This is a genomic window from Streptomyces sp. CB01635 (assembly GCF_002803065.1).
GTDB lineage: Bacteria > Actinomycetota > Actinomycetes > Streptomycetales > Streptomycetaceae > Streptomyces.
Genome location: NZ_NNBL01000003.1, coordinates 1,298,691 through 1,311,763 on the forward strand (window position 1 = coordinate 1,298,691; position 13,073 = coordinate 1,311,763).

12 protein-coding genes are annotated in these 13,073 nt (G+C 69.8%); 5 read left to right on the forward strand and 7 right to left on the reverse strand.

Annotation, left to right across the window (positions count from 1 at the left end; translation table 11 throughout):
- Positions 1-3 precede the first annotated feature (3 nt).
- From CG723_RS14075 to CG723_RS14095, 5 genes are all read right to left on the reverse strand, one after another.
- Positions 4-876, reverse strand: a complete 873-nt coding sequence (locus CG723_RS14075) for a carbohydrate ABC transporter permease (protein WP_100593597.1) — start codon at positions 874-876, stop codon at positions 4-6.
- Positions 873-1,856 carry a carbohydrate ABC transporter permease gene (locus CG723_RS14080; protein WP_100593598.1) on the reverse strand — a complete coding sequence of 328 codons (984 nt, stop codon included), beginning with the start codon at positions 1,854-1,856 and terminating at the stop codon, positions 873-875. Before CG723_RS14080 ends, CG723_RS14075 begins: the two co-directional genes overlap by 4 nt.
- Before the next feature lie 31 nt (positions 1,857-1,887).
- Entirely contained in the window at positions 1,888-3,231 is a 1,344-nt protein-coding gene (locus CG723_RS14085) for an ABC transporter substrate-binding protein (RefSeq protein WP_100593599.1), read from the reverse strand.
- Positions 3,232-3,337: 106 nt separating this feature from the next.
- A complete protein-coding gene (locus CG723_RS14090; protein ID WP_100593600.1) occupies positions 3,338-4,501 on the reverse strand; it encodes a substrate-binding domain-containing protein in 1,164 nt (387 codons plus the stop codon).
- Positions 4,502-4,690: 189 nt separating this feature from the next.
- The gene (locus CG723_RS14095; protein WP_234374286.1) at positions 4,691-6,175 is read right to left on the reverse strand and encodes a PucR family transcriptional regulator; all 1,485 of its coding nucleotides are present in this window, start codon (positions 6,173-6,175) and stop codon (positions 4,691-4,693) included.
- A gap of 158 nt (positions 6,176-6,333) precedes the next feature.
- Between CG723_RS14095 and CG723_RS14100 the strand changes: the two genes are divergently transcribed.
- Genes CG723_RS14100 through CG723_RS14110 form a run of 3 tightly spaced genes read left to right on the forward strand, consistent with a single transcriptional unit; the run spans position 6,334 to position 8,950 of the window.
- Positions 6,334-7,875 (forward strand): purine-cytosine permease family protein, encoded by a 1,542-nt coding sequence (locus CG723_RS14100; RefSeq protein ID WP_100593601.1) that lies wholly within the window; start codon positions 6,334-6,336, stop codon positions 7,873-7,875.
- 5 nt (positions 7,876-7,880) lie between these two features.
- Positions 7,881-8,525 (forward strand): cyclase family protein, encoded by a 645-nt coding sequence (locus CG723_RS14105; RefSeq protein WP_100593888.1) that lies wholly within the window; start codon positions 7,881-7,883, stop codon positions 8,523-8,525.
- Between the two features lie 35 nt (positions 8,526-8,560).
- The gene (locus CG723_RS14110) at positions 8,561-8,950 is read left to right on the forward strand and encodes a YybH family protein (protein ID WP_100593602.1); all 390 of its coding nucleotides are present in this window, start codon (positions 8,561-8,563) and stop codon (positions 8,948-8,950) included.
- A 196-nt stretch (positions 8,951-9,146) separates the two neighbouring features.
- Here the strand turns inward: CG723_RS14110 and CG723_RS14115 are convergent, their stop codons facing one another.
- Positions 9,147-9,443, reverse strand: coding sequence for a hypothetical protein (locus CG723_RS14115; RefSeq protein ID WP_234374287.1), 297 nt, complete (start codon positions 9,441-9,443; stop codon positions 9,147-9,149).
- Between the two features lie 228 nt (positions 9,444-9,671).
- On the opposite strand from CG723_RS14115, the gene CG723_RS14125 reads away from it, so the two are divergent.
- Together CG723_RS14125 and CG723_RS14130 are read left to right on the forward strand one after the other, a co-directional pair.
- Positions 9,672-11,150 carry an FGGY-family carbohydrate kinase gene (locus CG723_RS14125; RefSeq protein WP_100593603.1) on the forward strand — a complete coding sequence of 493 codons (1,479 nt, stop codon included), beginning with the start codon at positions 9,672-9,674 and terminating at the stop codon, positions 11,148-11,150.
- 241 nt (positions 11,151-11,391) lie between these two features.
- Positions 11,392-12,282, forward strand: coding sequence for an MBL fold metallo-hydrolase (locus CG723_RS14130; RefSeq protein ID WP_100593604.1), 891 nt, complete (start codon positions 11,392-11,394; stop codon positions 12,280-12,282).
- Between the two features lie 135 nt (positions 12,283-12,417).
- Here the strand turns inward: CG723_RS14130 and CG723_RS14135 are convergent, their stop codons facing one another.
- Entirely contained in the window at positions 12,418-12,867 is a 450-nt protein-coding gene (locus CG723_RS14135) for a spore-associated protein (protein WP_100593605.1), read from the reverse strand.
- Positions 12,868-13,073: the final 206 nt, after the last annotated feature.

Here is a 13,073-nt window from a genome sequence, read left to right on the forward strand (position 1 = left end):
TGCTCACTTGACCGCCCCCGCCGTCAGGCCGGACCGCCAGAACCGCTGGAGGAAGATGAACGCGAGGACGAGAGGGAGGACCGCGAGGAGCGAACCCATGATCACCACCGGGTAGTACTCGGGCGAGACGGTCGCCTGGCTGTTCCACTGGAACAGGCCCAGGCTGACGGGATAGAGCTTCTGGTTGGACAGCATCACCATCGGCAGGAAGAAGTTGTTCCAGATCGCGGTGAGCTGGAAGAGGAAGACCGTGATCAGGCCGGGGCCGAGCATCCGCAGGGAGACACGGACGTACGTCGTCAGCTCACCGGCGCCGTCGACGCGGGCCGCCTCCAGGACTTCGTTCGGCACGTAGCCCTGGGCGAAGATGCGGCCCAGGTACACACCGAAGGGGTTGAACAGGACCGGGACGAAGACCGACCAGAAGGTGTTCACGACGCCGGTCGCGGACGCGAGCAGGTACAGCGGCAGCGCGAGCACCGTCTGCGGCACCATGACCGCCGCGAGCACCAGGCCGAACAGCTTCTCCTTGTGCCGGAAGTGGTACTTGTCGAAGGCGTAGCCACAGGCGACGCTGATCATCGCGCCGATCGCGGCGCCGAGCACCGCGTACAGCAGGCTGTTGCCGTACCAGCGGGTGTAGAGGCCGCCGTCCATCGCGAACAGGTCCTTGACGTTCTGGACGAACGAGAAGTCCTTGAAGGAGAGGATGTTGCTGCTGAACAGCGCGTCGCGGGACTTGCCGGCGGCGAGCACCAGCCACAGCGCCGGCAGCATGGTGTAGAGGACGGAGATCGCGACGACGACGTTGACAGTCGTACGGCCCAGCAGACGGGGGCGCAGCAGGGTGGACCTGCTCAGCTCGGCAGTGGTCATCGGGCGTTCTCCTCGGCCGAGTTGACGCGGTTGGTCCAGCGGGTGACGCCGTAGGAGACGGCGATCGTGATGACGAGGAGGATCACCGACGCGGCGGCCGCGAGCGAGTAGTTGTTGCGGCTGAACGCCGCGTCGTAGATGTACATGCTCGGGGAGAACCGGGCATCGACGACCTGCGAGCCCGCGCGCAGCAGCATCGGTTCCGTGAACAGCTGCAGTGCCCAGATCAGTGTGAACATCGCGACCATGACGATCGAGGAGCGCACCAGCGGTGCCTTCACCTGGAGCGCGGTGCGCACCGGACCCGCCCCGTCGACCACGGACGCCTCCAGGACCTCCCGGGGGACCGCTTGAAGGGCCGCGTAGAAGACGACCATGTTGTAGCCGAGGTTGCTCCACACCGCGATGTTCACGATCGACGGTATCGCGGTGTGCAGGCCCAGGAAGTTGACGGTGATGTCGGCCTTGCCGAGCACGTCGATGATCGGGCTGATGCCTGGTGTGTAGAGGTACAGCCAGATCAGCGCGGCGATGATGCCGGGCACCGCGTGCGGCAGGAACAGGCCCAACTGGGCCCAGGAACGCAGCCGTACGAGACCTGAGTCGAGCAGCAGCGCCAGTGCCAGCGAGCCGATGGTCATCACCGGGATGTAGATCACGCAGTACAGCGCGACCGTGCCGAGTCCGGACAGGAACGACGGGTCTGTGAGCACGGCGGCGTACGAGCGCAGGCCGACGAAGACCGTGTGCTCCGGGCCGAAGCCGAGGCCCGGCTGGTCGTCGCTGAAGAAGCTCAGCCACACCGCGGTCGCGACCGGGATCAGGAAGACGAGCGTGAGGAGGATGAAGAACGGGGCCATCAGGACGCCCGCGGCGCCGCCCCGGCGGCGCCCCGCCGCACGCTGCGCCTTGCGCCGGGCGCCGTCCGCCTCCCGCGGGGGAGCCGCCGCCGTAGCGGGGGCATGGGTTGTCGCGGTCATGGGACTCACCTGCCTTTCGGGATGCGGGGCCTCACGTGGAGTGCTGGGTGGTCTTGAGGCCGAGCGCCTTGAGATCGGGCATCGTTCCGTCCTGCGCGGCGCGCATGGAGGACTCGATCGTTCCGGACCCTGCCGCCGCCCGGGCGAAGGCGTCCGACATGACCTGCCCGGTCGCGGTCATCCGGGGCCCCCAGACCCAGCCGTCGCTGATCTTCTGGGCCTCGTTCTCGAACAGCGTGTAGATGTCCTGCCCGCCGTAGTACGAGCGGTCGAAGGCGGCACGGCCCTCCTTGATCAGCTCGGTCGCGGCCGGGTACTGGCTGCTCGCGCCGCTGGACAGACGGGCCTTGATCGCGTCGGGGCTGGAGACCTGCCACGCGATGAACTCCATGGCGGCCTCGGGGTGCCTGCTGTCCTTGGTGATCGCGAACGTCGAGCCGCCCTGGGTGCCGAGCGCCGGCTTCGCCGGGTCCCACTGGGGCTGCGGGGCGATCCGCCACAGTCCCTTCTGCTGAGGCCGCGCGTTCATCTGCGCACCCGCGTCCCAGGCGCCGCTGTGCCGGGTCAGGACGAGGCCGTTGCCGACCTGGGCGTCGGCCTCGCGGCTGTTGGGGGGATTGACATAGACAAGGTCCTCGTCGATGAGCCGCTGCCAGTACTGGGACACGCGGCGCGTGGGCGCGTCGGCGAGCGACACGTTCCAGGCGCCCTTCGAGGTGTCGAACCAGTGCGCACCGGCCCCCCAGCACCAGCCCGAGAACTGGCCCATGTCCGTGGAGAAGAAGGTCACCTTGCGCTTGCCGCCGGTACGGCGCACCGCGCGGGCCAGATCGGTGTACTCGTCCCAGGTGGTGGGGACGTCGAAGCCGTACTTGTCGAAAAGGTCCTTGCGGTAGTGCAGCACCATCGGCTCGACGTCCAGGGGCACGCTGTAGGTACGCCCCTCGAACGTCGTCAGTCCGAGCGCCTGCGGCAGCAGCTTGGCCTTGAGCTTGTCGCTGATCACGTCCGTGATGTCCCGGGCCACACCGTCGATCGCGTAGCCCGGGACCTGCGGGTACTCGATGGTGGCGACGTCGGGCGCGTTGCCCGCGCGAGCCGCGTTGCTGAGCTTGAGATATCCGCCTGAGGTGCCGGACGGTATCTGCTCGAAAGCGACCTGGATGGTGTCGTGAGTCTTGTTGAACGCATCCACCACCTCCTGGCTGCCGCGGAGCGCGGACCAGAACGTAATGGTGGTCTTGCTTTTGGTACCGGTCTTGCTGCTGCTCCCGGATGACGCGCTGTCGTTCCCGCTGCAGGCGCTCAGGGCGCCCGTCAGGGGCAGCGCGGTGATCGCGGCGAGCACCGATCGACGGCTCTGTCGACCAGGCATGGGCGCCTCCCGCGGCTCCTGCGTGTTCGAGTCACGGGAATCCTGATCGGCTGACCGGACTTGGTCAATAGAGCGATCAGAAGAAAATGAAACGGTCAAACGCTCATTATGAGGCGGCAGTTGTGCCGCCGGTTCCTGTGGTGTCGGATGCGTGCGATTCCGCGGTGTGCGGGGCCTGAGTCGAACCGCGCACCTGCAGAGTGGGGAGCAGCTCCAGGCGTCGCGCCGGTTCCGCGCCCGAGGCCGACGACTGCCCGCCGAGCCGGCGCAGCAGCAACTCCGCCGCCGCCCGGCCCACCTCGGCCTTCGGCGGCGAGACGGCCGAGAGGGGCGTGCTGCCGAGACCCGCGACCACGTCGTCGTACGCGATCACGGAACAGTCCTCCGGGACCCGCACCCCGCCGTCGCGCAGCGACTGCACCAGCATGAGCGCGTCCACATCGCCGTGCAGCACGGCTGCCGTCGCACCCAACTCGGCCAGCAGCCCCGGGAGTTCGATGGGCTTCTCCGCCGCCTCCGCCGCCGGGTCGGGAGCCGCCCCGGGCGAGCTGAGCGCCACCGCCCACTTGTCGACGTCCGGATGGTCCGCGGCGATCTCGACGAACGCCGCGCGCAGGGCGCGGGCAGTCGGGCTGTCGTCCCTCGCGGCGAGCACGATGCGCCGGTGGCCGAGGCCGGTGAGGTGTTCGACGGCGAGATGGATGCCGTACCAGTGATCGGTACAGACCGTGTCCACGGCGTGCAGCGCGCTGCCGCGCCGCGGCCTGCGCTCCATCACGACCGCGGGCACCGGCAGGGAGGCGAGCCATGTGTAGTCGGCCTCCTCCGTGGCCCTGCTGCGCCAGCGCGGGGCGATGAGCAGGCCACGCGCGCCGGCCGCCAACGCCTGTTCCACGATGGGCTGTTCGGCTCCCGCGACAGCCGGCGCGATGTGCAGCGCGATCCGGATCCCCGCCTCTTCGAACGCGGTCCGGGCGCCGTGCAGTGCCTCGTAGAGATACGAGTGGCGTTCGGGAACGACGACCGCGACCGGACCGCCGTCGGCCATCGGTTCGACGGGGGCAGCGGCCTGATCCGTCTCTGGCAGCACCGGGCGGGCGACGCCGTGACCACGGCGCAGCTTGCCCTCCCTGGCGAGTTCCTCGACATCGCGGCGCAGCGTCACCACCGACACGGCGAGCTCCGCGGCGAGATCGCTCACGCGCGTCGCCCCGCGCGACTGAACCACGGCGAGAATCCGCTGCCGCCTGAGATCGACCGGCTCACGCATGCTGATGGCCCCCTCGACACCCGCTGTTCGTTTGAGCGCTTCCATGAACGCTTCGGCGGCAGCATAACCAGCGGCTGCGGGAAGGTCAGCCCTTCGACGGCAGGGACCTCGGTGTGGGACGGGCTGCCCTGTGCGCGGATCCGCCGGCCCGAGTCGGGCCGCACGGTCGTGCTCGCCCGGCGGGGGCCATCAGTCCAGAAGCCCCAACTGCCCAGCCGCCCGGATCGCGAGCCACACCTCGGCGAAGGACGCCGTGGCGGACAGATCGCGGCCCGTCAGCTCGCTGAAGCGGCGGAGGCGGTAGGAGAGGGTGTTGGGGTGGATGTGGAGCGCGGTCGCGGCCTCGTCCGTGCGCCGGTCGCGCTCCATCCAGGTACGCACGGAGGGGAGCAGACGGGAGCCATGGCTGCTGTCGTAGCGCAGTGCGTCGCCCAGCACGTGGTCCACCAGGGCTGTGAGCGCGGCGGGGTCGTCGGGCAGCCAGCGGCCGGTGGCGTCGTCGGCGTAGCGGACGAGCGGGCGGCCGGATGCCGCGGCGTGGGAGGCGGCCCACAGAGCCTCGCGCCGGGCGACCCGCAGCGAGGCGCCGGGCCGGACGGGGCGGCTCATGCCGGCCGTCACCCCCGGGAGGGCGGCGATCGTGTCGCCGAGCCGGGGCGAGCCGAAGAGGTAGCGGTCGTCGCCCCGGTTGAGGAGCAGGCAGGGCTCGTCGTGGAGGGCTTCCAGCACGGCCTGCTGCGTCACGCCCCTGACCACCGCCAGGGAGGCCTCGCCCTTGATGGAGTGGCGCAGCAGATGGCGCTTCGCGACGGCCGGATCGAGCGCGTCCTGCAGCAGCTCTGCCAGGATCTCGGTGCCTTCGCGGCGCAGCGTCTCGCGTTCCGTGCGGACCATGGCGAGCTGGAGTGCGGCCACGGTGGCGATGTGCTGCACGACGGCGAGGCCCGCCGGGCGCGCGCCGTCGTGGGCTATGGCGATGAGGAACCCGGCGGGTCCGCCGGGTGAGGGTACGGGAAGCGCGAATCCGCCGGGGATCGTCGGCGGGGCGTCCGCCGAGCGGGGCAGCAGGGACGGGTCCGGCGCGGGCACGCCGGGCAGCAGGGGCCGGCCCTGCCGGGTGCACAGGTAGATCGCGTATCCGGAGAGGTTCTCCAGGCGGCTGAAGAGTTCGGCCGTGTCCAGGTTCTCCGAGGTGAGCCAGCGCAAGGCGCCGAAGACCTGTAGCTGGGCGCCGAGCCGGTGGCGGGCGTCTTCCTGGACCGCGGCGGCGACTTCCTGCGCGACCGCGATGAAGGGAACGGCGAGCGGTACTTCCAGAACCGGCATGCCGCGCTCCTCGGCCGCGGCGTGGAACGCCTGGCGCAGCGGAGGCATGTGCAACTGGGCGGAGACGGCCAGGGCGGCCACCCCGGCGTCGTCGAGCCGTTCCAGGTAGGCCCGCTGCCCGGCGGCCGAGCGCGGCATCGCGAGACCCGTCGTCATGATTATTTCGGCGCCCAGGAGCCAGGGCGTGGGGTCGTCCAGCTCGCTGACATGCGCCCACGACACCGGGCGGGTCAGGCCCGCCGCGCCTGCGACCAGGCGCAACTGCAACGCGGGGTAGGACAGCAGGTCCGCGACGGTCACCCGCCGGCGGTTCACCCCGTCGGTGCGGTGTTCTTTGTGCTCAGCCACAAAATGAGGCTACCTCTTCGTGCCTGCACCGATTGCCGTGGCAATCCCTTGCCGTGCACACTCACCCGACCACCTGCACATGTTTCGCTGTCGCGCAAGAAACTGCCCGCCGCGTCCGCCGACGACCTGATCAACCTGCTCGCTCCCAAGGAGGACGAATGAGTGATTCCCCGGCTCTGACGGAGGTGGAGCAGTACGGCGTCGAACGCATCCCTGACTCGGACCGCTCCGCCAAGCCCCTGGACCTGTTCCGGGTCGCGTTCGGTGGCGCCAACACCTTCGCCACCTGCGTCCTGGGCGCCTTCCCCATCCTGTTCGGCCTCTCGTTCTGGCAGGGTCTCGCGGCGACCGTGCTCGGCCTTGTGGCCGGTGCGCTGATCCTGGCGCCGCTCGCGGTGTTCGGCCCGCGCAACGGCACCAACAACGCCGTGTCGTCCTCGGCCCACCTGGGTGTGCACGGCCGGATCGTCGGCTCGTTCCTCTCGCTGCTCACCGCCGTCGCGTTCTTCTCGATCTCCGTGTGGTCCTCCGGCGACGCACTGGTCGGCGGCGCACACCGGCTGATGGGCGTGCCGCAGAACGACGGCGTGTTCGCGCTGGCGTACGCCGTGTTCGCGCTGCTCGTGCTGACGGTGTGCGTGTACGGCTTCCGGTTCATGCTGTTCGTGAACAAGATCGCGGTGGTGGCGGCGTCCACGCTGTTCGTCCTCGGCTTCTTCGCCTTCGCCGGGGACTTCGACCCGGGCTACCAGGGGTCGTTCTCGTCCGCCTCGGCCGCCGGGTTCTGGCCCGCCTTCATCGGCTCCGCCCTGATCGTGCTGTCCAACCCGGTGTCCTTCGGCGCCTTCCTCGGCGACTGGGCCCGCTACATCCCGGCACAGGCCTCGAACCGCCGGGTCGTCACGGCCGCGTTCGCCTCGCAGATCGCCACGATCCTGCCCTTCTTCTTCGGACTCGCCACCGCCTCGATCATCGCGGAGAAGGCGGCCAAGTACATGGACCCGAGCGCGTCGAACTACGTCGGAGGGCTCCTCGCGATCGCCCCGGGCTGGTACTTCCTGCCCGTGTGCCTGCTCGCGCTGATCGGCGGCATGTCCACCGGCACCACCTCGCTCTACGGCACCGGGCTCGACTTCTCCAGCGTGTTCACCCGCTTCAGCCGTGTGCAGGCGACGCTGTTCGTCGGTGTGCTGTCGATCGGGTTCATCTTCGTCGGGCGCTTCGCGGCCAACCTGTCGCAGTCCATCTCGACGTTCGCGACGCTGATCATCACCTGCACCGCCCCCTGGATGGTGATCATGATGCTCGGCTGGCTGACCCGCCGCGGCTGGTACGACCCCGACTCGCTCCAGGTCTTCAACCGGCGCCAGAAGGGCGGCCGTTACTGGTTCACCCACGGCTGGAACTGGCGCGGCATGGGCGCGTGGCTGACCTCCGCGGTCCTCGCCCTGATGTTCGTGAACCTGCCCGGCCAGTTCGTCGGCCCGCTCGGCGACCTGGCCGGCGGAGTGGACCTCTCGCTCCTGGTGGGCCTGGGCGTCGCCGCGCTCCTCTACCTGGCCCTGCTGTGGCTCTTCCCCGAGCCGCGCGAGGTCTACGGGCCCCAGGGGCCGCGCCTGGTCCGCGCCTCGAACGCGCCCGTCCCGCCGATCACCGACGACGTCCCCGCGCCCGCCGTCGCCGCCGCGGAAAGGGCGTGACGGCCATGCGCCTCGTAGACCTGTCCGTCGAGCTCGCGACCGGCATGCCGGTCTACCCCGGCGACCCGCGCGTCACGATCACCCCGGCCCTGAGCGTCGCGGCGGACGGCGTGAACGTCCTGCACCTGGACATGGGGTCCCAGTCCGGTACGCATGTCGACGCGCCGTTCCACATCGACGATTCGCTGCCCACCCTCGACCAGCTCCCGCTGGACCGCTTCGTGGGAGAGGCCGTCGTCGTCGACGCCCGCGGCGCGCAGCCGCGTTCGCCGCTCGGGCCGGACCTCTTCGAGGGCCGGATCCGGGCCGGGGCGATCGTTCTCGTCGCCACCGGCTGGTCGGCGCACTGGGGCACCGACGACTACCTCACCCACCCCTACCTGACCAGGGAGGCGGCCGAACTCCTGGTCGCCGCGGGCGTGCGTACGGTCGGCATCGACGCGCTGAGTGTGGATCCCACCCCCGCCGACGAGTTCCCCGCCCACCAGATCCTGTGCGGGGCGCACGCCGTGATCGCCGAGAACCTGACCGGACTCGGCCCCCTGGTCGACGCGCAGGCGGCGGGCGAGCCCATCGAGGTCTCGCTGCTGCCGCTGAAACTGCCCGCCGCCGACGGCGCACCCGTACGCGCCGTCGCCCGCATCGGCTGAACCGCCCCGCACCCCTGCCGGAAGGAGCACGACCGATGACCGACGACGTCTTGAAGGCCGCCGACGCCCTGGTGTCCGCGTTCGGCGAAGGCCGCCTCGACGACTACTTCGGCGCGTTCACGCCGGACGCGACGTTCGTCTTCCACACCACCGCCGAACGCGTCGCGTCCACCGCCGACTACCGCGCCCTGTGGAACCGCTGGGTCGCCGAGGACGGATTCCGGGTCGTGCGCTGCACATCGGCCGATCAGCTGGTGCAGCCCTTCGGCGACACTGCCGTGTTCAGCCACCGGGTCGAGACCACGGTGGCCACGACGGCCGGCGAGGAGACGTTCCACGAACGCGAGACGACCGTGTTCGCCCGCCAGGACTCCGGCCGCTGGCTCGCCGTCCACGAGCACCTCTCACCGGCGCCCGAAGCCTGACGTGCCGCTCGGCGACGTTGCCCGGAACGCCTCAGGCGTCCCGGGCAACGTCGCTGTCATTCGGGCACCGTCACCCCCGCGCCGGTCCACTCGTCGAGTCCCTGGCCTGGAGGGACGTACGCGGGACCACCGTCTGCAGTGGTTATCCGTGCCCGCGATGCGCTCCTGAAGGAGTCCCGCCGCTGCGAACCCCAGGTCACACGACGGGAGTTGGAGCGAGGTCAGTGACGGGGTGACCAGTTCGGGCCGGCTCGCGGCCCGCGTCGCGCAAGGCGGCCAGGGCGCCCACCGTCATGAGGTTGTTCGCCACGGACACGGCGTCCCGGGGTTCCGGCAGGGCGAGGAGCCGCTCCATCGCGGCCCGTCCGCCCTCGACGCGGAAGTCGCCGTGGCAGGCGTACTCGGCGGGCGACTCGACCTGCCCCGTCTCCCGCAGACGGCCCTGCAGGACCGCGCGGTATCCGGCGAGACACTCGTCCGATTTGACGGTCATTCAGGTGGGTACCGCGTCGTTCAGCCTCCTCCGCGGCCAACCCTTCCAGCCGGCACCCAGTACGGCGCGAACTGGAACCACGTCCTGGCCGCCGCCGTGGTCGCCGTGATACCCATGCTCGCCCTCTTCCTCGTATCCCAGCGCCAGATGGTCGAGTCCATCAAGACTTCCGGCCTGAAATGACCCCAGCGCAACGCTCCGGAACGAACCGAGAAATACGGTGCTCGTATGCCTCAGTCAGCAGTCATCGGTGTGGACATCGGAACGTCCAGCAGCAAAGGCGTCCTCGTCGGCCTCGACGGCACCGTGCTGCACACGGCCGTCCGTGAACACGCCGTCGACCGCCCGGCCCCCGGACACGTCGAGATGGACGCGGACATCTGGTGGGGCGAATTCGTCTCCCTGACCCGCGAGTTGACCACCGCGCACGACGCGGAGGTCATCGCGGTCGGGGTCAGCGGCATGGGCCCCTGCGTGCTGCTCGCCGACGAGAACGACACACCTGTACGCCCCGCGATCCTCTACGGCGTGGACACCCGCTCCGTCCCCCAGATCGAGCGGCTCGAGAGCGAGCTGGGCGCCGAAGAGATCGCCCACCGCTGTGGCTCGCGGCTCACGACCCAGGCGGCGGGGGCCAAGGTGGCGTGGATCGCCGAACAGGAACCGGAGCTCTACGCCCGCGCCCGCAGGCTCTACATGCCCAGCTCCTGGCTCGTACGCAAACTCACTGGCGCCTACGTCCTCGACCACCACTCGGCCAGCCAGAGCACCCCGCTCTACGGCACCCTGACCCGCGACTGGTACACCCCGTGGAGCGACCTGATCGCCCCCGGCATCGAACTTCCCGAACTGCGCTGGTCCGGCGAGGCGGCTGGCACGGTGACCGCCGAGGCCGCGCGCCTCACCGGCCTGCCAACCGGTATCCCGGTCACCACCGGAACCATCGACGCCTGGGCCGAGGCGCTGAGCGTCGGCGCACACGGGATCGGCGACCTCATGCTCATGTACGGCACGACGATGTTCCTCGTCCACACCGTGCCGGGGCTGCTGCGCGACCCCTCGCTGTGGAGCACCGTCGGCGCCCTCCCCGACACCCGCAACCTCGCCGGCGGAATGGCAACGTCCGGCGCTGTCACGAGCTGGCTGCGCGACCTGTTCGGCAGCGACGACTACCGACAACTGCTGCGCCTGGCCGAGGAGTCGGGCCCAGGTGCGGGCGGCCTGCTGATGCTTCCGTACTTCGCCGGGGAGCGCACCCCGATCACCGACCCACGGGCGCGCGGCGTCATCGCGGGCCTCACGCTGTCCCACACCCGCGGAGACCTGTACCGGGCAGCCCTGGAAGGCACGGCGTACGGAGTGCGGCACAACGTCGAGGCCATCGAAGCGGCCGGGGGTGACATCCGCCGCGTCGTCGCTGTCGGCGGCGGCACCCAGGGACGCCTGTGGACCCAGATCGTCTCCGACGTCACCGGCAGGGCCCAAGAGGTGCGTACGACCTCGATCGGCGCCTCCTACGGAGGGGCGCTCCTCGCCGCCCAACTGGTGGCCGACGCCCGCATCGACGCATGGAACCCGGTCCAGGAAGTCGTCACCCCCCGCCCGGAGATGACGTCCCGCTACGACGAGCTGTACGCGCTCTACCGCGAGCTCTACCCGGCGTCGTCCCACGTCGTCCACGCGCTGGCCGACTTCCAGTCCCGCTGAACACCAGGTGGTACCCCTGCCGTGCAGGGCCTCTCCCACACTCTTCCCTCCCGCACACCTGCGGAGCATCCGCATGCCCCACGCCGTCCCGCAGCCCGTCACGCCGCCCGCCGCCGAGCCCGACACCGTATGGCGAGCCCGGGCCCCGGTTCGCTCCCGAGCTCGTCTTCAACGCTCCGGTGCCGCACGCGATGTGGGCGTTCGACCGGAGATCGGACCGGAAAGTGAGAGGGTCTTGAAAATGCGTACCACGGGATACACAGCGGCAGAATATGGCGACGTCAGCGTGCTCGTAGGCGCCCAGCGAGGTGCCTACCCGTACGGCAACACGCTGTTGGTGCGTGGCACGGCCGAATCGCTGGTCGTCGACCCGTCGTTGTCGCTCGTCGAAGGCGCGCCACCCGCGGACCTGGTCCTCGTGAGCCATGCGCACGAGGACCACATCGCCGGTCTCGGCAGTTACGAGGTGCCGGTCCACACTCACGAAGGTGACCTCGACGCGCTGCGATCCCGCGAAGCTCTGGTCGCCGGGATCGGGCTGCCACCCGAAGAGGTCGACGCCGTCGACAAGATGATGCGGGACGAGTTCCATGTGCAGGGGCGACCGGACGCCAAGGGGTTCGAGGACGGGACCGTGTTCGACCTCGGCGGCCGCACCGTGACCGTCGTGCATCTGCCCGGGCACACCGCGGGCCACAGCGGCTTCCTGATCGAGCCGGACGGCTTCCTGTTCGTGGGGGACATCGACCTGACGTCGTTCGGTCCCTACTACGGGGACCTCGGCAGCAGTCTCGTGGACTTCGAGGCGTCGATGCGCCGGTGCCGGGAGATCGACGCCCGCTGGTACGGCACGTCCCACCAGAAGGGCGTGATCGAGGGCGCCGAGGAATTCCGGCGTCGGCTCGACGCCTTTGCCGGCGTGGTGGCCAAGCGCGAGGCGGCACTGCTCACGTTCCTCGGAGAGCCGCGGACCGTCGAGGAGATCGTCGAGCACAGGCTCGTCTACCGGCCCCACGTCGAAGGGCCGCATGTGAGGCCGGTCGAGCGGAGGACGGCGGTGCAGCACCTGGACGTGCTGAGGGGCGGAGGGCTGGTCGCCGAGGTGGAGCAGGGACGGTTCCGCGCGACGTAGGCGCTTTGCGGTCGGCTGCAACAGGCCTGAGTCTGTGGGGACTTCGCGCGGAGACCGGCCAACGGTGGCTGGTGTGCTCACCGTTGGCCGGTCGGTGGTGCGTCGGTCAGCTGTGCGTTGTCGCGCGGCGAGCGATCAGCGGGTCGTGGTGACCCGGTGCTCCCGGAGCGCGGCACAGTTGGACCCGGTCACCTGGACGTACACGTTGCTGATGTTGCCGCCCCAGTCGACGCAGTGGCCCTTGCCGTAGACGTAGATGGGACCCGCGTAGGACGTGTACTGCCCGTAGTCCTGGTCTCCCTGGTCGGTGTCGGAGACGTAGATCCAGGCGGACATGTCCAGCCGGGTGCCGGGGTTCTTGCGGATCGTCGCGACGCAGTTCTTGCCGTTCGTGGAGTTGTACGTGAGGTAGACCGTGCCCAGTGAGCCGATGGGGGCCGAGTTCACGGTCTTGTAGCTGCTCCCGCACACCTTCTGCGGCGTGGTGTTGGGTGTGGCGGAGGCGGGTCCCGCCAGAGCGGTCGTGCCCCCGAGGGCCAGGGCTGCCAGGGCGGCGCCAGTCAGGACAGGTCGGCTGAATCGCATATTTCCCCCTTGTGATCTTTGCGAGTTTGTTGCTCTTACATCATGTGACTCGCGACACATCAGGATGGTTGTGCCTCTCCGCAAGAGAAGTCGGATCCGGATCCTCGGGCCTGCCGACAGCGCCCAACGCCCTTGCGTGGACGACCGGTTGGCGGCATCACGACTTCTGGATGCGGAGCGGTACGGGGGAGGGCGTCTGCCGGGGG

What these genes read in the sequence shown, in the direction of transcription:
- CG723_RS14075 (WP_100593597.1), bottom strand. Translation starts at nt 876, where the DNA reads ATGACCACTGCCGAGCTGAGCAGGTCCACCCTGCTGCGCCCCCGTCTG.
- CG723_RS14080 (WP_100593598.1), bottom strand. Translation starts at nt 1,856, where the DNA reads ATGACCGCGACAACCCATGCCCCCGCTACGGCGGCGGCTCCCCCGCGG.
- CG723_RS14085 (WP_100593599.1), bottom strand. Translation starts at nt 3,231, where the DNA reads ATGCCTGGTCGACAGAGCCGTCGATCGGTGCTCGCCGCGATCACCGCG.
- CG723_RS14090 (WP_100593600.1), bottom strand. Translation starts at nt 4,501, where the DNA reads ATGCGTGAGCCGGTCGATCTCAGGCGGCAGCGGATTCTCGCCGTGGTT.
- CG723_RS14100 (WP_100593601.1), top strand. Translation starts at nt 6,334, where the DNA reads ATGAGTGATTCCCCGGCTCTGACGGAGGTGGAGCAGTACGGCGTCGAA.
- CG723_RS14105 (WP_100593888.1), top strand. Translation starts at nt 7,881, where the DNA reads ATGCGCCTCGTAGACCTGTCCGTCGAGCTCGCGACCGGCATGCCGGTC.
- CG723_RS14110 (WP_100593602.1), top strand. Translation starts at nt 8,561, where the DNA reads ATGACCGACGACGTCTTGAAGGCCGCCGACGCCCTGGTGTCCGCGTTC.
- CG723_RS14115 (WP_234374287.1), bottom strand. Translation starts at nt 9,443, where the DNA reads ATGACCGTCAAATCGGACGAGTGTCTCGCCGGATACCGCGCGGTCCTG.
- CG723_RS14125 (WP_100593603.1), top strand. Translation starts at nt 9,672, where the DNA reads ATGCCTCAGTCAGCAGTCATCGGTGTGGACATCGGAACGTCCAGCAGC.
- CG723_RS14130 (WP_100593604.1), top strand. Translation starts at nt 11,392, where the DNA reads ATGCGTACCACGGGATACACAGCGGCAGAATATGGCGACGTCAGCGTG.
- CG723_RS14135 (WP_100593605.1), bottom strand. Translation starts at nt 12,867, where the DNA reads ATGCGATTCAGCCGACCTGTCCTGACTGGCGCCGCCCTGGCAGCCCTG.